This window comes from Streptomyces sp. STAM6 (genome assembly GCF_054963715.1).
The window spans coordinates 59,650-80,588 of the sequence record NZ_JBUEFZ010000012.1; the positions used below are offsets into that span (position 1 = coordinate 59,650).

Here is a 20,939-nt window from a genome sequence, read left to right on the forward strand (position 1 = left end):
GCCCGTCATGGCTTGCTTCGAGGATCCGCGACAGGCGTTCTGGGACAGCAGTGGCGACTGGCGTGGGCAGCCGCCTCTGACCGACGCGATGGTCGAAGAGGCCGAGCATCTGTTGAACGTGACACTCCCCGACTCGTTGCTGGACCTGCTTCGCATTCAGAACGGTGGCCGGGTCAGCGACAGCCGGAACGCCTTTCCCACTGACCGGCCGACCTCATGGAGTCCCGACCACGTCCCTTTCGACCTGGTGATGGGCATCGGCCACTGCGCGGAAACGCTGTCCATGCTCGACAGTCCCTATCTGGTCGAAGAATGGGGTGTGCCCCCGGGAGTGGTGCTGATCTCGGGTGAAGGGCACTGGTGGATCGGGCTCGACTACCGCTCCCGCGGCCGGCACGGGGAGCCGTCCGTTTCCTGGTTCGACGCGGACGACGCGTCGGAACTGACCCTCGCGCCGGACTTCCCCTCCTTCATCGAGTGCCTCACCTCGGCCCGCGATTTCGAAAGGGAGCAGGAGGGTGGCTCATCCGGCTGATACGGGGCAGACGAGAGGTGGGGTTCATTCGGTGCGCAGCCGGTCTCCGGGCGCCGGAATCCGGGGCGGGATGTAGCCATCGCCGACCTTGACATCCCCGGCATGCAGGCCGGGACGCAGTTGGTCCGGGAGGAAGAGCACACGGGCCGTGTCGGAGAGATCCGGTTCCGCAACGGGGCCGAGCCAGGAGTCGGCGTCTTCCACAGGTGAGTCGCCCGGGGTGCGAGCCACGTCGACGGTGCCGCAGTAGTTAGAGCAGCACGATGCCTGCCGAGCCCACCGCGAGTTGCACACTGTCTTCCGGCAGGAGCCCCGTCCGGGCCGTCCGGTGGGCGAAGTGCACCGCGTGGCCGCTCTGGGGACCTGCGGGTGCGGTCGCACCTTCCACTCCGTCACTCTCGCGGTCAGGGGATACGCCTCGCCACCGCGCACCACGGTGACCTCGGCCCCCGCGGCCCCGGGCGCACTCGCTGCATGGCTGCTCGGCCCCGCGCAGCCGGCGAGTGCGACAGCCGCGCAGACGGCTGTCACTGCCCGCGCCGCCGCGTCTGCCCGGCGTCCAGTAAGTCGCTCCACCCCCTGCGTACCCCGCATGCAGCGCACCGCGCCTGCCGCTCCCGCCCTTCAGTTGTCAGATGTGTGCTCGCTCTGCCGCGGTTCCCGGCACGCGATCCTTCTGTCAACGCACCGGCAGCAGACGCCCCGTGCCGCCGCGCAGCGCATCGGCCAGCGACTTGACCGTGGGGCTCGGGGTGGGGCCGGCCGTGGGCGGGGTGCCGGTACTGCCGCTTGGGCTCGGGCTCGGGGTGGCCGCCGGCGGCGGGGTGAAGGGTGGCGTGGGGGTGGGCGAGGGAGTGGGGCGGGCACTGGGCGGCCGGGGGGCCGGGGTGGGACTCACGGGCGGTGGAGGCGTGGTGGCGGGAGGAGCCGACGGAGTGGGTGACTCCGGCTGTGTGGCTGTCGCGCGAGGTGGTCGGGTCACCTCGTCGGCGCGCTCCCGGCCGGTTCCTCTGGCAGGGCGTGTGTCCGCTCGCTCCGGTGGGCGTGACGTCTGCGGCGGTGTGGTGGGGCGTCCCTGAGGTGTCTCGGCGGACGACTGTTCCGGCTCCGGGAGTACGTCGGGGAGGTCTGCGGACTGGGGCTTGGCCCCGGGGTCGGGAAGCACCGCGCCGGCAGTGAAGCCGCCCAGCATGGTGAACGCTGCCGCGGCAAGGGTCCGGGCACCGTACTTCTTCCAGCGCGGTGCGCCGTGACGACGCCGGGCCTCGGGCACCTCGGGCACCTCGACCGCCGGAGCCGGAGCCGTCGCGGTCTCGGCGGCCCGTGTACCGGAAGTGCGGCTCGCCGGGGAAGGCACTGGTGGTTCGACGGGTTCCGGTCCGGCGCTGGAGAGGGCTTCCATCGCCGCTTTGTCGACCGCCGGAGCGCTGTTTCCCCATGCGCCCGGCGCTGCCATGTCACGGTCGTACGCCCCGCATTCCGGGCAGGTCACGGTGTCGTTCAGAGGGCGTCGGCAAGGAACGCAGTAGTCCATGGGATCGACCGATCAGTGCGCGAGTCGCTGGATGTGAGCTGTGCCGGGCCGGCCCGCGGGGAGACGGCCCGTGGTCGCATGGCAGCACGGGGCGCTGCGCTGAAGGGTCCTGGACATCTGCGAACCTCGCTCACTCGCCGGCTCAGGGATGGTCGCCGGATACCGAGTTCAACGGATCGCCGCGCCCCGATTGCTCAAACGGCGACTGAAACGTGGGATACGTAACGCCGGGCGGCGGAGCTCGGACGTCAGCCCAGGACCGACAGGCCGCCGGGCGTCCGCCCCGCTGGCGCGCTCATCGAGGCCGAACGGGTCACGGCTGGGGTTCGCGGCGATCCAGCGGCGGCCGGCAGGGGAGGTGGATGGGGCGGAGGCGAAGTGTGGGTGTCTGGAAGGGAGCGGCAGGGGCGGGGCGGCGTACCGAGGAGCTGGAGTGGGTGCTGAAGGTCCTCGTGCCGCCCCGGAGAGCCGGCACCTCCCCGGCCGTCCCCACCGGACCTGCACCGGCCCGCGTGTTTCTCCGTGTGCGGCGGCTCTCCGGCGGGCGGGGCCGGGGACAGCCGGTGGGAGGCCGTCAGTGGGGGGCGGTCGCGTCCGTGTCCTGGCGCTGGGGGCCGATGCCCTCCAGCGCAGCCGTCACGAGGTCCGCGGTCTGCTGCAGGGTCGTCTCACCGTTGGCCAACGAGTCGTCCAGGTGGATGCGATAACGGTCGGAGAGCGTGACGAGCATCTCCACTTGGGCGATGGAGTCGAGTTCCAGGCTGGCGAAGGTGCGATCGCCGGTGAGTTCGTCCGCGGCCAGGTCGAAGGCCTGGGCCAGGTAGGCGCGGATGTAGTCGAGGGGTTGCTGGGCGGGCTCGCTCATGAGGAATCCCTTCAGGGTGCGGGCTTGATGTCCGGCCAGGTCAGACCGACGGCTCCCCACACCGCTCCGCCGCCGAAGGCGGTCAGCAGTGTCCTGGTCCCGCAGGGCACGGCGTCGGCGTTGACGAGGTCGTTCATGACCAGGGGGATCGAGGCGGAAGAGGTGTTGCCGACCTCCCGGATGTTGGCGAAGCGGCTTGTCTCGGGTACGCCCACAAGGTCGGCCACCTTGTCCAGGATCCGCTGGTTGGCCTGGTGCCCGATGAACGCGCCGAGCGAGTCCACCGGCCAGTCCAGCCTTTCCAGGAGCAGTCTGGACACCTCCGTCATACGGCGTACCGCATGGGCGAACATGTCGGGGCCGCGCATCTGCAGACAGCGGTCGGCGAGGGCGGCGGAGCCTTCGGGATCGGGCCGGCGGGAGCCGCCGGAGTTGATGACCGCGAGGTCCTTCTGAGTGCCGTCGCTGCCCAGGAGTACGGCTTGGACCGCACCGGGCTCGTCAGGACGGCCGCTGCGCAGGACCGCGGCACCGGCGCCGTCGGCGAAGACGACCGCCGTGCCCCGGTCCGAGGGGTCGGTGATGGTCGACAGGGTCTCCGCCGCCACGACCAGGACGCATTGCGCCGTCCGCGAGGTGATCCAGGCGTCCGCTGCCGCCAGGCCGTAGGTGAATCCGGAGCAGGCCGCCGCGATGTCGAAGGCCGCCACCGTGCCCAGTCCGAGCTGTGCCGCCACCCAGGGCGCCGTCGCGGGCGAGTGGTGGTCGGGGGTGGTCGTGGTCAGGATCACGAGGTCGACGACGGGGTTGCCCGCGCTGCGCAGCGCTGCTCGGCCCGCCCGCACGGCCAGGTCTCCGGTGCTGGTCCCGGGCTCCACCCAGCGCCTGTTCTCGATCCCCGTCCGGCTGCGAATCCACTCCGCGGACGTGTCCAGCGCCGAGAGTGGAGGATCGTCGTTGCCGATGATTCGCGGCGGCAGAAAGCATCCGACACCGGATACCACAGAGGCCAAGCTGGATGTCACGAGGCTCCTCACATCGGCGGCGGCTTCACTCGCTCTCCGTCCGCGCAAAAACGTCTTTCGTCTGCGCGACAGCCGGGCAAACCCTATTCACGCTCAAGCGCACTGTCAAAGGGCAACGGAATGAGGGTTTTCACATATGCATGGGATCAACTGACAGTATTACTTTGCATGGTGGTCGGATATTCCGTGCCCAATGGAATTCCGGCCGACGGCTCGCGCCCTGTCGAATGCCGGCCGACGGCGGGTGGCGACCATCGGGGCCGCCCGGCCGTCAAAACCCCCGAGGAGCCGACCGCGTGGGCGCGCGAGAGTGGCCGTATGTCGCGTGTCCTTTGCGGGTGCTCTCGGGACGGCGTTCGATCACCGCACGTGGCCGCGTGGTATCGGCTGCTCGGTCCAGATCGTTTTGCCGGTGGGCGTGTAGCGAGTGCCCCAGCGCTGCACCAGCTGCGCGACGATGAACAGGCCACGGCCGCCCTCGTCGCAGGCGGATGCGTAGCGCAGATGGGGCGAGGTATGGCCGGTGTCCGACACCTCGCACACGAACGTACTGTCCCGGATCAGCCGCAGCTGGATCGGCTCGGCAGCGTGCCGGATGGCATTGGTGACCAGTTCACTGACCACCAGGTCCGTGGTGAACGTCAGCTCCTCCAGGCCCCACTTGCCCAACTGCTCGGTGGCGCGGGCGCGGGCGAGGCGCACGGCGGCGGGCTCGGCCGGCAGCTCCCAGACCGCGACCTGGTCGGCGCCCAGCAGGCGGGAGCGCACGAGCAGCATGGTGATGTCGTCCTGAGCCGACTCACCCGCCACGAGGCTGGTCAGCGCCTTGTCGCACAGCTCCTCCAGCGACCGGTCCCGGTCGGCCAGTACCCGGGCCAGCCGGTCGAGCCCGACGTCGATGTCGTGCCCCCGCGACTCCACGAGCCCGTCGGTGAACAGGGCGAGCAGGCTGCCGTCGGGCAAGTCGATCTCCACGGTCTCGAAGGGCAGACCGCCGAGCCCGAGCGGCGGCCCCGACGGTAGCTCGAGGAAGGTGACCGCGCCCGTGCCGCCGTCCACGACGGCGGGGGGAAGGTGGCCCGCACGTGCGATGCTGCACCGCCCGGTGACCGGGTCGTAGACGGCGTACAGGCAGGTTGCCCCGACCGCGTCGTCGAAGACGGGCTCGTCGTCCGGTTGGCCGGGCCGGGAGGCGGCTCCCCCACCATCCCCTCCGCCGGACACGGTCACCACACCTCCGCGGTCGGGCGCCCATGTCTCCTGGTCCGCGCCCCATTCCTCGCCTTGCACCGTCTGCCCGACCAGGTCGTCCAGGCGGCTCAGCAGCTCGTCGGGGGCGAGGTCCAGCCTCGCCAGGGCCTGCACGGTGGTACGCAGGCGTCCCATCGTGGCCGCGGCTTGCAGACCGTGGCCGACGACATCGCCCACGACCAGCCCTACTCTTGTACCGGACAGCGGGACCACGTCGAACCAGTCGCCGCCGACGCCGACTTGCGTCTCCGCCGGCAGGTAGCGGCAGGCCACTTCCATGGCCGTCTGGGCGGGCAACCGGTGGGGCAGCAGAGTGCGCTGCAGCGTCACGGCTGCCGTGCGCTCCCGGGTGTAGCGGCGGGCGTTGTCGAGGCAGGCCGCGGTGTGCCTGACCAGCTCGTCGGCCAGGGTGCGGTCGTCCGCGTCGAACGGCGCGGCATCACGCGGGCGCAGGAAGGTGACGAGGCCCAGGGTGACACCGCGGGCCCGCAAAGGGGTCACCAGACAGGACTGCGCGCCGGCATCGGCCACGATCGCGGCGGTTTGCGTGCCCGACGTCTTTCCGCCGGTGCTGACGAGGACCGATTCGCCGGTGGACAGGCTCAGGGCCTGGGGCGATCTGGGCTCGTACCGGACGGGGCGGGGGGTCGTACCGGTCGGAGGGTCCTCGCTCGGCGGCTCTCGATCAACAGCCGGGCCGCGACCCGCGACGCGCACGAGCGGCCGGCGCACACTGCCCGCCGTGGGCTCCTCACCCTCCAGGACGCCTGCCACGAGGTCCACCGTGATCTCGTCGGCGAAGTCGGGTACGGCCACCTCGGCCAGTCGCCGCGCGGTGTCCTCGACACTGAGCGTGGCGCCGATGCGCGCGCCGGCCCGAGCCATGAGCGCCAGCCGCTGCTGAGCACGGTAGCGCTCGGTGATGTCGAAGGCGTCCTCGCAAATGCCCAGGGTGTTCCCGCGCCCGTCCAGCAACCGGTAGTAGGAGCACGACCAGACGTGATCCGCTGTGGGGTCGGCGGGCGGCCGGCCGCGAAAATGAAGATCGACGACGGGTTCACCGGTGTCCATGACCCGCCGCATCACTTCCCACAGGGTCGAGCCGTACCCTTCGGTGAGCACCTCCCCGACGCCGTACAGGTCTTCCGAGGTCTTACCGATGTACTCGGGCAGCGGCGCTCCGACCTCCTGGTCGGAGGCCGCGTTTGCCCAGGTCAACCGCAAGTCGGGGTCGTATATCGCAAGGCCGATCGGGGACTGGGTGGCAAGGCCGCGCAGCATCGCCTGACGCGCCTCCCAGTCCAGTTCCTCCCCGAGGTCGGCAGCGGCCAGCACCCATGCCGACCCTTCTCCACCGCGGGCCACCGGACAGACGGTGACCGCCACCCACACGGTGCGGTCCTCGCGGTGCCGCGCCAGCAGCACCTCGCTGAACACCTCCCCCGCCCCGCCCGCCTCGGCCACCCACGCCTCGGCTCGCACCGATGCCGGGTCGGCGAGGAGGATGTCACCTCTGCGCCCGATGACCTCATGGGGCGCGTAGCCGAGCAAACGCTCGGCTGCCGGGCTCCAACCGACGATCACCCCGCGGCCGTCCAGCACCGCAGTGGCCGCTCGCGTCAGATCGAGCGGCCCGCCTACATCGAAGGCCCGGACTGCACTGTTCGCACACATCGCAGAGGTTCAACCTTGGTCTCGTCCGCCCCCCTCCCACCATCCGCCCCCGGCCGGACCACCACAACCCAGCCGGGCATCAGCGTGGGGAGGGAAAGGTGTGCCGGAGGGGGCGGGTACGGGATGGCGGCCCGCGGGCCGGCGACGGCCGAGACCCCCCGCCCCCAAATCGCACACCCATACGATTCCTATCTGCAGCCGGGGCCGAAAGGCCGAAACTGTCACCATTGGCCACGGTCGGCGAGAGATCGGCATGCGGCGTCGAGCGGGGCCTCAGAGGTGTGCCGTGCCGCCGTCGGCCGCCATCGCCAGGGCGATCCGACGGCCGGTGTCGCGCCACACCTCCGCGGGCAGCTTGGGCAGCACGTCGTCCCAGAGGGGGAGGCAAGTCCCACGCATTTGCATCATCCCCTCGGGGCGTGCGATCAGGAACAGGTGCAGATGAGCGCCGCCGTCGCCCCACTTGTTCACATGGACCCGCGCGATCCCGCCCAGCGACATGATCGCCCGCTCCACTCGCTGGAGCATCGGCCCGAGCTCCGCGGCCCGTTCCGGCGGCAGGTCGTGCAGATCGTGGTGACCGCGCGGCTGGAGCAACACCGTCGCCGGCAAGGACCCCGGTTCGTCGGAACCGCTCAGCCGCCAGTGCTCGTCGGTCCACAGGAAATCGGCGTCGAGCCGGCCGCAGGCGTCGCACTCCTCCGGTCCGGCCGCTCCGTTTCTCGGCGGCTCGGGCAGTACGGGCTCCTCGAGGACCTTGATCCGCAGGTCTCCCTCATAGGGGAAGACCTCCCAGAAGGGGATACCGTCCGCGGGGAAGGGGATCCGCCGGCCGATGGGCAACTGCTTGACATACTCGCTCGGTTCGTCAGTCATGATCGCAGCCTCGCAGGCCGCTCCGAACGACGCGATACCCGGCCGACTTGTCAGTGGCGTCTCGTACGGTCCTCGCATGGGTATCACCTCTGCCTGGTCCATAAGCGCCCACGACGACGCCTTCATCAGCACTCTGGCTCCGCGTCTCCTCCCGCTCATCGCCACGGAGCGGGAGGAGCCGGCCGCGCGCGAGCGCTGGGACCTGTGGCGGCGCGAGCCCTTGCCGGACTACCGGAGGTGGTGGAAGCCCACCAGCCGGTCCGGCCACCGGGAGGCGGAGGCACTGGACGCGTTCCACGACCTGACCACCGCCGGGGAGCATGTACAGAAGATGTACGACGGGCTGTCACGCGAGGACGACTTCTCCCTGCCGACCCACGTGTGGGATCTGGTGAGCGGCGCGGAGGAGATCTTCCTCTCGGTCCAGAGCAAGGAGTTCGCGGTGAGGTCCTTCTTGCACGCCATAGGCCCGGACCGGGCAGCACTCCTCCCCGGCTGGTGCGGCAACTTTCTGCTCACCTCCGCCGAGGTGCGTCAGACGCTGCCGGCCGTCGAGCGGGCCTTGGACTTCACCCCGGACGAGCGTGCCGCGGCCGAGGACCAGGACTGGCTGGACTACCTCGACGACGAGGAGAGTGTCCTGGACGGACCACTGCGTATGTGGCGGCAGGCCGCGGCGGACGGACGTGGCCTGTGCGGTGTCTCTGTCGTCATCTACTGACGGCCTCCGCCCAGGATCCACTGGCTGATTCCTCCCAGGTGCCGGCGCCCGGGAGACCCGGCACGCCGACGCCCGCGGCCTCCGGTGCGCCCTGTTCCCCTTGGCCCGATCGCGACGCGGCGCCCCGGACGGCAGCGGCCCGCCGGACGAGTCCGGCGGGCCGCTCTCCCCCGTCGCTCTCCCCCGTCACCCTGCCCCGTCATTGACAGGGAGGCGGTTCAGCTGACGCACTGCCACATGGCTGCCTGGGTGCCGGGCGTGGTGCTGGCTCCGGGCATGTCCAGACACATGTAGGTGGGAGCGCCGGCCGGTGTCGCGCCACTGATCCACCAGCCCTCGAAGGCGGTGATGTTGTCGGTGTCCCACCACTTCTGGTTCGCGCCGCCGTGGCAGTCCCACTGCACGATCTTGGCTCCGGCGTAGGCCGTGCCGCCCGCGATGTCCATGCACTTGCCCGAGTAGGCGTTGCGCAGCCGGATGTACGCGCCGTTGTTCAGGACCTCCGACTTCCACAACTGCTCCGCCGCGGTGCCGCACTCGGCCTGGACCACCGGCGCGCCGTTGTCCCGGGACGCGCCTTTGACCTTCAGGCACAGGCCGCTGTTGAGGTTGGCGATCTCGTAGCGGCCGTCTCGCGGGCGCAGTTGCCACAGCTCGTTGCGCGCCAGCCCGAAGGCCCCCGCTTCGGACCGGTCGGCGTTCGTCGTGGCGGCCGAGGTGGGAGCGGGGGCCGTTCCGGCCGCGCGGGCGTTCACGGCCGTGGAGGTCGCCGACGCGGCGGGGGTGGACGCCGGGCCGGTGGGCACGGCCGTGGCGACGGCGGCAGTCGGCAGGGACAGCGCGAGGGTGGAGAGCAGGGCGAATACGGCCCGCCGGCCGGACGTGCGCGTGGTGGACAGCACGGATGAGTACCTTTCGTCCTTGACGGCGCCGGCAGCGGCGCCCTCGGGGCTGAAGACGGCTCCAGCCTGCCCGGCGCCCGTCGTCGTGGGCATCGTGGAAGACCACGAACACACCCGCCGCCGGCCTCGTGGTCAGCCGCCCGGACCCGTGCCGGCGGTGGCGCGGTCGAGAGTCGCCGCCAGCTGCGTTCTGCGAGTCACCGCCAACTTCCGGTAGGCGCTCGTCAGATGCGTCTCCACGGTGCGGCGGGCAAGATGCAACTCCGCCCCGATTTGCGCGTTGGTATGTCCCTGTACGGCGAGTTCGACGACGCGCCGTTCGGCCCCGGTGAGTGCGGCCTGCCCGGTACGGGTACGGCGGACGGGACGTGCGTGCGCGGTGTCGAGTGCCCGCTGTGCGGCGAGGGCGAGGCGGCCGGCGGGGGCCGCCGAACTCGCGGCGCGCTCCTGGTCTTCGACCCAGCCGTCTTCGGTACACCCGTCCTGGGCATACCGGTCCTGGTTCCGCGCGCCCCGGGCGAGCCCGTCGGGTGCCGTCAGCCGGAGGGCCTGGGCGTGGGCCTCACGCAGGTCGTCGCGGCCCTTGCGGCCCTGGCCCGCTTCGACGCGGGCCACTCCGAGATCGATCAGGGCCTCCACGCGCTCCACCGGTGCGGGGGCGTCGGCCAGCAGGGCGGCTGCCTCGACGAGCGCTTCCAGCCCCCGCCGCCCGCCGGTGGCCGCCGCGAGGGCGCGCAGCGCTCTGCCGACGGTACGCGGGGTGCCCCAGCGGCGGGCGCCGCGCAATTCCTCCTCGGCTTGCGCGCGGGCCTCCGCCTGCCGGCCGAGTCGGGCGAGGGCGAGGGCCGCGCCGGAGCGCCAGGGCGTGGCGACGGGACTGACGAAGTCACGTGCGCTCTGTCCCCGCCCGCAGGCGAGGTAGTCGTCGAGCGCTTCTGCCCAGCGGCCTTCGGCCGAGTGGAGCCGGGCGCGCGCGTAGCGGAGTTCGTTCCACTCCCACGAGCTGTCGGCACGGTCCTCGTCGGGCGCGGCGAGCAGCCGGCGGGCCTGGCCGTGCCGCCCCAGTTCATGACGTGCCAGCGCGACCATCGACACCAGGTGCGGCATCCGGACGCCGCGCTGTGTGCAGCTCTCGACCAGGGGGTCGTTCTCCGCGATGACGCGGTGGAAGTCGCCCGCCCAGAGCGCGGCCTCGGCCCGCGCGCTCAGCAGGCACTGAATTCCCACGTCGGTCAGGTCGGGTGGGGCGGGCGGGGCCGGCAGGCACTGCCGGGCGATGGCTTCGGCTTCCTCCAGCCGGTCCGCCCACTGCAGCAGCGTGGCGGCGCTGCCCAGCCAGGCCGTACGCAGCCGGGAGTCGACCGGCGCCGTCACTCGGGGCCGGACGCGGGCGAGGACCTCCGCCGCCGACACGAGCCCGGCCCCGGCCTCGTACTCGGTGATCAGACCGCACACCAGCGGTTCGACGAGCGCGGGCGCGGTGGGCGCGAAGGCCCTGAGGCCGGCGATGGCGTTGCGCCAGGCCACGGCGTCGTGCGAGGAGATGAGGGCGGTGACGGTCCGCAGGACCTGGATCAGTTCGTCGTCGTCCGTCGCGCCACTCGCCTGGTGCAGGACGCGCAGGGCGGTGTCCGTACGGCCTCCGGCGACGAGGGCGGCTCCGAGGGCGGGCGCCGCCGCGGCGCGTTCCCGGACGTCCGGATGGAGTTCGAGCCCTGCCCTGAGCCTGCGGATGCCGGCTTCGGCGCCGCGGGGGAACTCCAGTGTGCCCAGGCGCAGCATCAGGGTGGCGCGCAGGCCGGGGGCGAGCGGGCCGCGCAGAGCGTGGCGGAGGAGCGTGATGGCCGTCGCGGTCCGGCCGTCGCGCAGCGCCTCGTCGGCGGCGTCCTCCAGGCTCTGCGTCATCCAGGTCTCGCCCGGACGGTCGAGATGGAGCAGCCGGGCGGCAACGGCCGCGGCGGGCGCCCCTCTTTCGTGCATCCGGTGGGCGAGACGGGCATGCAGCGCCGCGGTCTCGCCCGGCGGCGCGGCGGCGAGGGCGGCCCCGCGCGCCAAGGAGTGCGCGAACAGCCGGGCGAGGCGCGTGGTGTCGGGTGTGAGTGCTGCGGACCGGTCGGGGTCGAGGGTGGCGGCTTCACGGAGGACGGAATCGGTGGTGGTGGAGCGGCCCTCGGCGGTGTACGGCTCCCCGGCGGTGACGGCGACGGCGAGGCAGAGCCGGCGCAGGGGGGCGTCGGCGCGGGCGCGGAGCCATTCGACGAGTGTCTCGTGGTAACGGCTCGGTGTCGTGGCGACGGGGTGGCCCCGCAAGGCCGCGCCCGGCTCATGTGCGTCGGGCTCATCGGCTACGGCGGATCCCGTGGACGTGGTGGTGAGCAGAGCGGAGTCACCGGTGAGAAGGGGGGTGCTACCGGTGAGAAGGGGCGAGCCACCCGTGAGGTCGGTGGAACCGGAACCGCCCGGGCCGGCCGGAACGTTCGCCGTGGCGCCGGGCGAGGCGGAATCCGACCGGTGGGCGCTGAGTGCCTCGTTCCGGAGGTCGGCGACGAGTGCGTGGACGAGAGCGGGATTGCCGGCGCTCGCCTCGACGCACGTGCGGGCTCCTGCGGGGGTCAGACCGGCGGTGCGGGCGAGGCGGGTGACAGCGGCCGAGCTGAGCGGGTGCAGCGGGTGGCCGGCGCCGGTGTCTTCGGGGAGCCAGGTGCGGCGGGTGTGTTCCCGGCATTCGGTGAGCAACAGCAGGACGGGCAGTTCGGCGATCCTGCGGGCGAGATAGCCGATCCAGCGGCGTGAGACGTCGTCGGCGTGGTGCAGGTCGTCGACGGTGAGCAGGAGGGGGCCGGCAGCGGCGGTGCGGGCCAGCAGGGCCACCAGCGCATGGAACGTCCGCTGCTCGGCGGGACCTGACGGCTCGGAGAAGGGTACGGCGTCCCCCGCGTCGGGCAGGAGCCGGCGTACGAGGGCGAAGGGAAAGGCGGACTCCTCGGCGGCGCATCGCGCCCTCCGCGCGCGGAGGGAGCCGTCCTGCGTCAGGCCGCGCGCCATTTCGTCGAGCACCGCGGTCCTGCCACGGCCTGCGGGTGCGGCCAGGAGCAGCCAGCTGCCCCTGCCGGTGCGCGCCCGGGCGGCGGCCACGGCAGCCGCCCGCAGCACGTCGTCGCGTTCCAGCAGTGTCGTTCTCGGTTTCACGCTGTCCCCTCCCGGCAGGGCCTGGCGGCCCTTGTCGAACCGCTGTGCGCCCCCCTGGGAAATCCTGTGCGGGGTGACGAGGAGGCAGGAGGTGATCTTCAGACAGTTTGGTCTGGCTCTGCCATGGTCCGGCCGGTTTGGCCGGAAAACGGCGCTGCGCGGCGGGCGCGGTGGACAGGGCGGGTGGGGCGGGCGCGTTGTGACATGGCCGTCAGAGTGTGCTGCGGCACAAGTTTCGCCCCTGGAGGTGGCGCGCTTCGTCGTCCCCCGGACCGACGCGCCCACGGCGTGCGGTGTCGCCGATTCATACGACCAGGGGAACCGGCGGCCTCCAGGTGTATTCGGGCGATCCCCCTCGATGAGCCGGCGCCCCCATTTTTCCGGAGCAGCGCCTGGAATGAGAATCTTGACGCCGAGGCAGCATGCTCATTCACTGCGAGAATGCCGTGGCAATACGCGGAAAACGATCCTGACAGCCCACACTCCGAACTCTCGGAAATGAGGCAACCTCATGTGGACACGGGCCAATTCAATCCGCCGTGAGCCGGCGCCCGAGGAGCGACGGCCCCGGCAGGGAGGTGAGCGAGGCTGCCGGGCATTCCAGGTGGCCACTCACGAAGCACCCGGCAGCCTTGCCCCCTGATGACCGCACCCGGACCAGCCATAATGCATCAGTCGGCGGATGGGACCATCGTGTCGACGAATGCGACTCCGGCGTCAAGGCCGGGCGGAGACCGCCCGAACGGACGGATGAGGTCCCGACCCGTCAGAATGTCCCGTGTACACGCCTGGCGCAGCATCACTCCTCATTGAAGTGAGCCACGAGGTGCACGGCGCCATCGGCAGCATGCGCACGCACACCCCACCCGGCCTGTTGGCGGAAACGGGCACTTTGCAATCGCCGTATTGACGAATGAAGAAATACCTGTGAAATGCGGCGCCCCCACCCCCCTCGGCGCAGCGCCGTTCGCACCCGGGAGCCCGGCGGCTGTGCGCCGACTGGACGCAAGCACCCCCGCTCACACACCATCCCGGGGCTTTGCGATCTTCATATCTTAGCCGGGCGCCGCCCCTGACGGTCCATCAGCGGCGCTTGGAGCGACGGACACTGCTGAGTCTTTCAGGAGACGGAATGCGCGTTGTGGTAACCGGCGGGGCGGGCTTTGTCGGCTCCCATCTGTGTGAGGAACTACTGGCTCGGGGCGATTCCGTGGTCTGCCTGGACAACCTTTCCACAGGGCTGATCGCGAACATCGCGCACCTGCGGGACGACCCTCGCTTCGAATTCCACCTCGCCGACGTGAGCACGGGGATCGACGTGACCGGGTCGGTGCACGCCGTCGCCCATCTCGCGAGCCCCGCCTCACCGGCGGACTACCACCGGCTGCCGCTGGAGACGCTGGCCGTCGGCAGCCGGGGGACCGAACACGCGCTGCGCCTGGCGGTGCGTCACGGTGCGCGTTTCGTCCTCGCCTCGACCAGTGAGGTCTACGGCGACCCCCATGTGCACCCTCAGGCCGAGGAGTACTGGGGGAACGTCAACCCGATCGGGCCGCGCAGCGTGTACGACGAGGCCAAACGCTTCGCCGAGGCCATCACCGCCGCGTACGCACGTCTGGCCGGTGCCGACGCCGGGATCGTGCGCATCTTCAACACCTACGGTCCCCGTCTGCGGCCGCACGACGGCCGGGTCGTCTCGAGCTTCATCCGGCAGGCCCTCGCGGGCGAACCCCTCACCATCTACGGGGACGGGGAGCAGACCCGCAGCTTCTGCTTCGTCGACGATCTCGTACGCGGCATCGTCGCCATGATCGACTCCCATGAGCCGGGTCCCGTCAATCTCGGCAATCCGGACGAGCGGACGGTGGCTCAGCTGGCCGAGCTCGTACTGGCGATCACGGGTTCCTCGTCCGAGGTCCACCGGCTGCCGCTGCCCGAGGACGACCCGGTGCGCCGCTGCCCGGTGATCGGGCGTGCGACGACGAAGCTGGGCTGGAAGCCGGAGATCCCGCTGGAGGAGGGCATTCGCCGGACCGCGGACTGGTTCCGCGCCTACGGCCACGAGCAGGAGACCGCCGGGGGCCCGCCCACCGCGGCGCATGTCCCGGCCCCGCACCCTGCCGTCGGCACTCCGTCCGCCGCCGGACTGCCCGCACCTCCCGAGTCCAGCGAGAGCCTGCGTACGGGCGCCGAGCCCGTGCTGTAGCACCGATCCCCGGAGCGGCTGGCATGGCGCACTCAGAGTCCTTCCTGGTTCACGGCCCTTCCACCGAGAAGGCCGGAGCAACCGTCGGGGCCCCCGATCTCGACGTCCTCACCGAGGAGGTGCGGCAACTCTCCCGCGGCAACGTGGCGCGGGTGACATCCGGCGGCCCGCTGTTCGCGCTGCGGCGGGAGAACCGCCGGGTGCGGCACGACACGTTCCTGCCCGCCCTGCGGTCCGGACAGCGGGTCCTGGTCGCCGTACTGGCGACGAGCTGGCTGGTCAGCTTCGGTGTGTTCTGGTGGTGGTGGCTCAGCCCCGAGCACCGGACCGGGCTGATGGCACTCGCGGTCAACAGCATCCTCCTCACCTATCTGACGCTGCTCCCGCTGCCGTTCATCATCGCGGTCCTGCGACTGCGGCGCGTCAACCAGGCCCTGCCCGTCCCTCCGCTCGCCGTCGCCTTCGTCGTCACCAAGGCTCCGTCCGAGCCGTGGCCGCTGGCCCGCACCACCCTGACCGCGATGCTCGCGCAGAGGTACCCCCATCCCTACGACGTCTGGCTGTGCGACGAGGACCCCTCACCCGAGACCGTGGAATGGTGCGCGCGTCACGGGGTGCGCCTCTCCTGCCGCAAGGGCGTCGCCGGCTACCACCGGTCCAGCTGGCCGCGCCGCACCCGCTGCAAGGAGGGGAACCTCGCGTGGTTCTACGACCAGCACGGCTACGACGCCTACGAGGTCGTGGCCCAGCTCGACTGCGACCACGTACCGAGCCCCGGCTATCTCGCGGAGATGGTGCGGCCGTTCCGTGACCCGGCCATCGGGTACGTGGCCGCGCCCAGCGTGTGCGACGCCAACGCGGACGCCTCGTGGTCGGCACGCGGCCGGCTCCACCAGGAAGCGGTCTTCCACGGAGTCGTCCAGCTCGGTCACGCCGACGGCCTGGCTCCCTTGTGCATCGGCTCGCACTACGCGGTCCGGACCCAGGCGCTGCGCGAGATCGGCGGCATCGGTCCCGAACTCGCCGAGGACTTCTCCACGACCTTCCTGATGAACTCGGCGGGCTGGCAGGGCGCCTTCGCCATCGACGCCGAGGCCCACGGGGACGGGCCGGTGACCTTCGCCGCCATGGCCACGCAGGAGTTCCAGTGGTCGCGCAGCCTGGTGACCCTCCTCCTGGGGATGCTCCCCTCCCACCTCACCCGGTTGCCGATGACCCTGCGTCTGCGGTTCGGGTACGCGCTCAGCTACTACCCGCTGCTGGGGCTCTCGACGGCCGGTGCCTTGGGTCTGGCCCCCATCGCCGCCGTGAGCGGGGTGCCGTGGATGCACGTCAACTACTTCGAGTTCCTCGGCCACTACTGGGCCATGTCTTTGGTGCTGCTCATGATGGCGTGGCTGATGCGCAGGCGCGGTCTGCTGCGGCCGCGGCAGGCTCCCCTGCTCAGCTGGGAGAGCCGCCTGTTCGCCATGGCGCGCTGGCCCTTCGTCGCCTGGGGCGCCGCCTCCGCGGTCGCCCACCGGCTGCGCCCCAGAGAAGTGACGTTCAAAGTCACCCCCAAGTCGCGCGACCCGCTTGCCCCGCTGCCGCTCCGGCTCGTGGCACCGTACCTGCTGATCGTCGGCACGCTCGGAAGCGCGGCCCTGTTCGGGGAGTTGCACGGTCCCGCGTACGGCTACGTGTTCCTGTGCATCCTGGGCGGGGCCGCCTACACCCTGTTGACGTTCGCGGTGTGCTGGCTGCATGCGGCGGAGACCGCCGCCGCGGAGGGCACGGGCCGGCTGGCCGCCCTGGTCACGGTGCGGCTCCCCCTCACCATGGCGGTACTCGTGGCGGCCCCGCTCGCGCTCGCCGTGCTGGTGTACCCGCGCTACCTGATGGGCTTCTTCGTCTGACACCTGCCGTACGGCGCCGCGCCGCACCGTCTCCTCCCCCGAACCCATGGAAGGCTCCCGTCCCATGTCCCTGCCCCGAACGATCCTGGTGACCGGCGGCGCCGGCTTCATCGGCAGCCACACCTGCGTGGAACTGTTGTCGCGCGACTACGAGGTCGTGGTGGTCGACAACCACCAGAACAGTTCGCCCCATGCCCTCACCCGCGTGCAGAAGGCCGCCGGGCGGCCGCTCGCAGCCTCGTACGTGGTCGACGTACGTGATCGGGAGGCGTTGTCGCGGGTGTTCCGGCAGCATCCGATCGATGCCGTCATCCACTTCGCCGGGCGCAAGGCGGTCGGCGAGTCCGTGGCGATGCCGGTGGAGTACTACGACACCAACGTCGGCGGGACGGTCGCCCTGCTGGGCGTGATGAACGAGCACGGGGTGCACCGGCTGGTGTTCTCCTCGTCGTGCTCCATCTACGGCGCCGCCGCGAACGTGCCGCTGGCCGAGGACGATCCGGCAGCGCCCACCAATCCCTACGCCCGGTCCAAGTGGATGTGCGAGCAGATGCTCGCCGACGTGTGCCGGCACCGCCCCGAACTGTCCGTGCACGCCCTGCGGTACTTCAACCCCGTCGGCGCACATTCCTCCGGGCTGCTCGGGGAGGACCCGCTCGGGACGCCCAACAACATCATGCCCTTCATCGCCCAGGTCGCGGTCGGCAGACGGGAACGCGTCGCGGTGTTCGGGGACGACTGGCCCACGCCGGACGGAACCGCCGTGCGGGACTACATCCACGTCATGGACGTGGCGGAAGGGCACCGCGTCGCACTGGAGCACCTCGAGGAGCCCGGGCTGCACGTACTGAATCTCGGTACGGGCACGGGCACCTCCGTGCTCGAACTGATCGAGGCGTTCCAGCGCACCTCGGGCCGGCCGATCCCGTACCGCATCGCCCCGCGCCGAGCGGGTGACGTGGCACGGCTCATCGCCGATCCGCGCTCCGCCGCCGACGCCTGGCAGTGGCGGCCGACCCGCGATCTCGCCCGGATGTGCCGCGACGCCTGGCAGTTCCAGCTCAGCAATCCACGGGGCTACACGGACTGAATGCCCCCTTCCCACGGGGCGACATCGGACTGACTGCCCCCTTCCCACACGACTCAACGTGGTGCCCACGCCCTCCACCGCGCCACCACCGACGGGCACCCATCCGGAGGAGACTCACATGCGGTTGGCTGTCATCGGAACCGGCTACCTCGGCGCCGTCCACGCGGCATGCATGGCGTACATCGGCCACGAGGTCATCGCCACGGACGTCGACAGAAGCAAGATCGAGGCGCTTGCGGACGGCCGTACGCCGTTCTTCGAACCGGGCCTGCTCGACGTCCTGACCAGCGGCCTGTCCTCGGGCCGGCTGCGCTTCACCACGTCGAGCGCCGAGGTGGCGGCCAGCGCCGACGTGCACTTCATCTGTGTCGGCACACCGCAGCGGCCGGGGTCCACCGAGGCGGACCTGCGGTACGTCGACTCCGCCGTCGACGCCCTCGCGCCCTATCTCCGGCCGGGCGCACTCGTCGTCGGCAAGTCCACGGTTCCCGTCGGCACGACCGCCCGCCTGGCTGACCGCCTCGCCGCCGCGGCGCCCCGCGGCACGGACGTGGCCGACGTCGCCTGGAACCCCGAGTTCCTGCGTGAGGGCCATGCGGTCCGCGACACGCTGGAGCCGGACCGGCTGGTCGTCGGTACCAGGTCACGGCGCGCCGATGCCCTGCTCCGCCAGGTCTACGCCCCGCTCATCACGCAGGGCGTGCCGTACATCGCGACGGACCCGGCCACGGCGGAACTGGTGAAGACGGCCGCCAACTCCTTCCTGGCGACGAAGATCTCGTTCATCAACGCGATGGCGGAACTGTGCGACGCGGCCGGCGCGGACGTGACGGTCCTGGCCGATGCGATCGGTCGGGACCCCCGGATCGGGCGGGCGTTCCTCTCCGCCGGTCTGGGCTTCGGCGGCGGGTGCCTTCCCAAGGACATCCGCGCCTTCGGCGCCAGAGCCGGGGAGCTGGGCGTCCACCGGATCCCCGAGCTGCTCGCCCGGGTGGACGACATCAACATGCGCCAGAGGCGGCGCACCACGGAGCTGGCGGCGCGGATGGTGGGCGGCTCGCTCGCCGGCCGGACCGTCGCCGTGCTGGGCGCCGCGTTCAAGCCCGACAGCGACGACATCCGGGACTCCCCCGCCCTCGCCGTCGCGACCGCCGTACACGGCCAGGGCGCGCTGGTGCGCGTCCACGACCCGGTGGCACTGGAGAACGCCCGCGCGGCGCACCCCGAGCTGGACTACGCGCCGGACGTCGAGAAGGCGTGTGCGGGCGCCGATCTGGTGCTGCACCTGACGGAGTGGTCGCAGTACCGCGACCTGTGCCCGCGCTCCCTCGGAGAGCTGGTCCGCCACCGCCGCGTCGTCGACGCCCGCAACGCGCTGCCGACCGCCCGCTGGGAGGATGCCGGCTGGCAGTACGCGGGGCTCGGCCGCCTGGCGACGGCCGAGCGGCCGGTGGACGATCAGTCGGCGCTGCTCACCGGCTGAACGGCGCCCACCGCGGGGTCGCCGCCCAGCTTGGTCCCGAAGACGTCCACGGGCCCGGGGTCGATGCCGAACCGGGCCCGCAGGTCGATGCCCGTGGGGGCGGCCAGGTCGGGGCACACCGGTGCCAGCTCCGCGGCCGACCGCACGGCGCGTCGCACCGGCCGCTCGACGTCACGGAGGCAGGGAACGACCTCGCTGCCCGTGGTCCCGCCGCCGATCTGCTCCTGACCGGTGTCTCGCCGCCAGCCCTCCAGGCCGTCGAAGGCGGATCCCCGCCACCACAACGACCAGGCACCGCCTCGCGTGTAGTAGTTGTTTCCCTGCAGGGCGACGTTGTCCAGGCGGCCTTCCGCACGGACCAGCGGCGAGCCGTCGGTGACGAACTGGTTGTTCCTCACCCCCACGCCTCTCGGCCCCGAAGTGATCATCAGGGCGGGGGCGCTGTTGCCGTCCTTCCCCCTCATGACCACGGTGTTGTGGTACACCTGCGCGTCGCGAACGTAGCCGCCGATGTAGATGCCGCCGTACGCGGCCAGTTTGCGCGCGTCACGGCTGCTGACGTTGAAGCGTACGACGTTGTCCTCGTTCAGCTCGTGCGGCCTGCTCGAGTAGACCAACAGACCGGCTCCGTCGTTGCCGTACGACACGTTGTACTGCATGACGGACCGGGTGACGTCGACGTCCAGTCCGAAACCACCACCGTCCACACGGCTGTTCGTATGGTTGTCGTAGGACAGGCTGCGCTGGATGACCACCCGGGTGGCGTTGTGGGCCCAGATGCCCTGGGGGCCCTCCGGGGCCACGGGCGGTGAGCCGGCGCCGTTGTCGTGCGCGATGGAGCGGTCGATGCGGCCGCCGTCGACCGCGGCCATGATGATGCCGCTGCCGGTGTTACGGCTCTTGCTTTTCCGATCACCCGTGTTGTGGTGGGCCTCGACCCGGTCCACGCGTACGTTCGCGTGGGCGTACCAGGTTTCACCGGTGCCGCGGTCCTGGGCATGGGTGATCAATCCGGCGTCCCGGTTGCCGTGCAGGACGCTGCGCTCGACGCGCACGTCCCGGAAACCGGCCCCGGTGCGGCCCGCGCCGATCTGCACGCCGTGCCGGAATCCGGAGACGTCCACACCGGAGACGACCACGTGTGCCAGCCTTCCGTCGTCGGCACGGTCGGTGTAGAAGCTGATGCCCCCCTGCTTGCGGGCCGCCGCCCCTTTGCCGCGGACCGTCACGTCCCTGATTTCCACACCTGCCGTGTTGTAGACGTCGATCCCCGGGGTGCGGGCCGGCACGATCACCGCACGGCCCTTTCCGTACGACTCGATGACGACGGGCCTGTCCGCCCGCCCCGCTTCGTCCGCGTCCAGCCTGACCGTGCCCCGGTGACGCCGCCCTCCCTCCAGCCGGAGCCGGTCCCCCGGGCGGTAGTCGACGGAATCGGCGTGCTTCAGGGTCCGCCACGCGGTCTCACGCGTGAGGCCGTCCGCCCCGTCGTCGCCGGACGGGCTGACGTAGAAGACCCGGCCCTGGGACGAGCCGTTGATCGCGCTCGGCGGACGGTACGGCTCGGGCAGCTGGCATCCCGCCACCACGGCGGACGCCACCGCGCAGGACGCCGCCCACCTGGCTCTCCGGGCCACCCGCACCCGCCCGGCCCGCCTCGGCTCTCGCGCCGCTCCACCTGATTCCGGAATCA

The 20,939-nt window shown here is 71.4% G+C and carries 14 protein-coding genes; 6 read left to right on the forward strand and 8 right to left on the reverse strand.

The features are described 5' to 3' along the window. Positions 1-7 precede the first annotated feature (7 nt). On the forward strand, positions 8-535 hold the full coding sequence (locus ACY34K_RS16775) for an SMI1/KNR4 family protein (protein ID WP_462747677.1): 528 nt from the start codon (positions 8-10) through the stop codon (positions 533-535). Between the two features lie 679 nt (positions 536-1,214). On the opposite strand, the gene ACY34K_RS16780 is transcribed toward ACY34K_RS16775, so the two are convergent. The 5 genes from ACY34K_RS16780 to ACY34K_RS16800 all read right to left on the reverse strand — a co-directional run bounded on the left by ACY34K_RS16780 (position 1,215) and on the right by ACY34K_RS16800 (position 7,760). Next, a complete protein-coding gene (locus ACY34K_RS16780; protein ID WP_462747679.1) occupies positions 1,215-2,069 on the reverse strand; it encodes an SCO2400 family protein in 855 nt (284 codons plus the stop codon). A 574-nt stretch (positions 2,070-2,643) separates the two neighbouring features. After that, positions 2,644-2,934: an acyl carrier protein gene (locus ACY34K_RS16785; protein WP_462747682.1), complete on the reverse strand. Its 291-nt coding sequence runs from the start codon at positions 2,932-2,934 to the stop codon at positions 2,644-2,646. Positions 2,935-2,945: 11 nt separating this feature from the next. Further along, positions 2,946-3,971 (reverse strand): beta-ketoacyl-ACP synthase 3, encoded by a 1,026-nt coding sequence (locus ACY34K_RS16790; RefSeq protein ID WP_462747683.1) that lies wholly within the window; start codon positions 3,969-3,971, stop codon positions 2,946-2,948. Between the two features lie 348 nt (positions 3,972-4,319). Then, positions 4,320-6,884, reverse strand: a complete 2,565-nt coding sequence (locus ACY34K_RS16795) for a SpoIIE family protein phosphatase (RefSeq protein WP_462747685.1) — start codon at positions 6,882-6,884, stop codon at positions 4,320-4,322. 273 nt (positions 6,885-7,157) lie between these two features. Further along, positions 7,158-7,760, reverse strand: a complete 603-nt coding sequence (locus ACY34K_RS16800) for an HIT family protein (RefSeq protein WP_462747688.1) — start codon at positions 7,758-7,760, stop codon at positions 7,158-7,160. 76 nt (positions 7,761-7,836) lie between these two features. On the opposite strand from ACY34K_RS16800, the gene ACY34K_RS16805 reads away from it, so the two are divergent. Continuing rightward, positions 7,837-8,481, forward strand: coding sequence for a hypothetical protein (locus ACY34K_RS16805; RefSeq protein ID WP_462747690.1), 645 nt, complete (start codon positions 7,837-7,839; stop codon positions 8,479-8,481). Positions 8,482-8,699: 218 nt separating this feature from the next. On the opposite strand, the gene ACY34K_RS16810 is transcribed toward ACY34K_RS16805, so the two are convergent. Together ACY34K_RS16810 and ACY34K_RS16815 are read right to left on the reverse strand one after the other, a co-directional pair. Further along, on the reverse strand, positions 8,700-9,476 hold the full coding sequence (locus tag ACY34K_RS16810; protein ID WP_462747691.1) for an RICIN domain-containing protein: 777 nt from the start codon (positions 9,474-9,476) through the stop codon (positions 8,700-8,702). A gap of 39 nt (positions 9,477-9,515) precedes the next feature. Further along, positions 9,516-12,572, reverse strand: a complete 3,057-nt coding sequence (locus tag ACY34K_RS16815; protein WP_462747693.1) for a LuxR C-terminal-related transcriptional regulator — start codon at positions 12,570-12,572, stop codon at positions 9,516-9,518. Positions 12,573-13,704: 1,132 nt separating this feature from the next. Here ACY34K_RS16815 and ACY34K_RS16820 point away from each other — a divergent pair. The 4 genes from ACY34K_RS16820 to ACY34K_RS16835 all read left to right on the forward strand — a co-directional run bounded on the left by ACY34K_RS16820 (position 13,705) and on the right by ACY34K_RS16835 (position 19,246). Next, positions 13,705-14,778: a UDP-glucuronic acid decarboxylase family protein gene (locus ACY34K_RS16820; protein ID WP_462747695.1), complete on the forward strand. Its 1,074-nt coding sequence runs from the start codon at positions 13,705-13,707 to the stop codon at positions 14,776-14,778. A gap of 23 nt (positions 14,779-14,801) precedes the next feature. Further along, complete coding sequence (locus ACY34K_RS16825; protein ID WP_462747697.1) at positions 14,802-16,673, forward strand: glycosyltransferase; 1,872 nt, start codon at positions 14,802-14,804, stop codon at positions 16,671-16,673. A 64-nt stretch (positions 16,674-16,737) separates the two neighbouring features. Beyond that, positions 16,738-17,763: a UDP-glucose 4-epimerase GalE gene (gene galE, locus ACY34K_RS16830; protein WP_462747699.1), complete on the forward strand. Its 1,026-nt coding sequence runs from the start codon at positions 16,738-16,740 to the stop codon at positions 17,761-17,763. A 118-nt stretch (positions 17,764-17,881) separates the two neighbouring features. After that, on the forward strand, positions 17,882-19,246 hold the full coding sequence (locus ACY34K_RS16835; RefSeq protein WP_462747701.1) for a UDP-glucose dehydrogenase family protein: 1,365 nt from the start codon (positions 17,882-17,884) through the stop codon (positions 19,244-19,246). Here the strand turns inward: ACY34K_RS16835 and ACY34K_RS16840 are convergent. Next, positions 19,222-20,835 (reverse strand): right-handed parallel beta-helix repeat-containing protein, encoded by a 1,614-nt coding sequence (locus ACY34K_RS16840; protein WP_462747703.1) that lies wholly within the window; start codon positions 20,833-20,835, stop codon positions 19,222-19,224. The two genes, ACY34K_RS16835 and ACY34K_RS16840, sit on opposite strands and share 25 nt — an antisense overlap. Between the last annotated feature and the right edge of the window lie 104 nt (positions 20,836-20,939).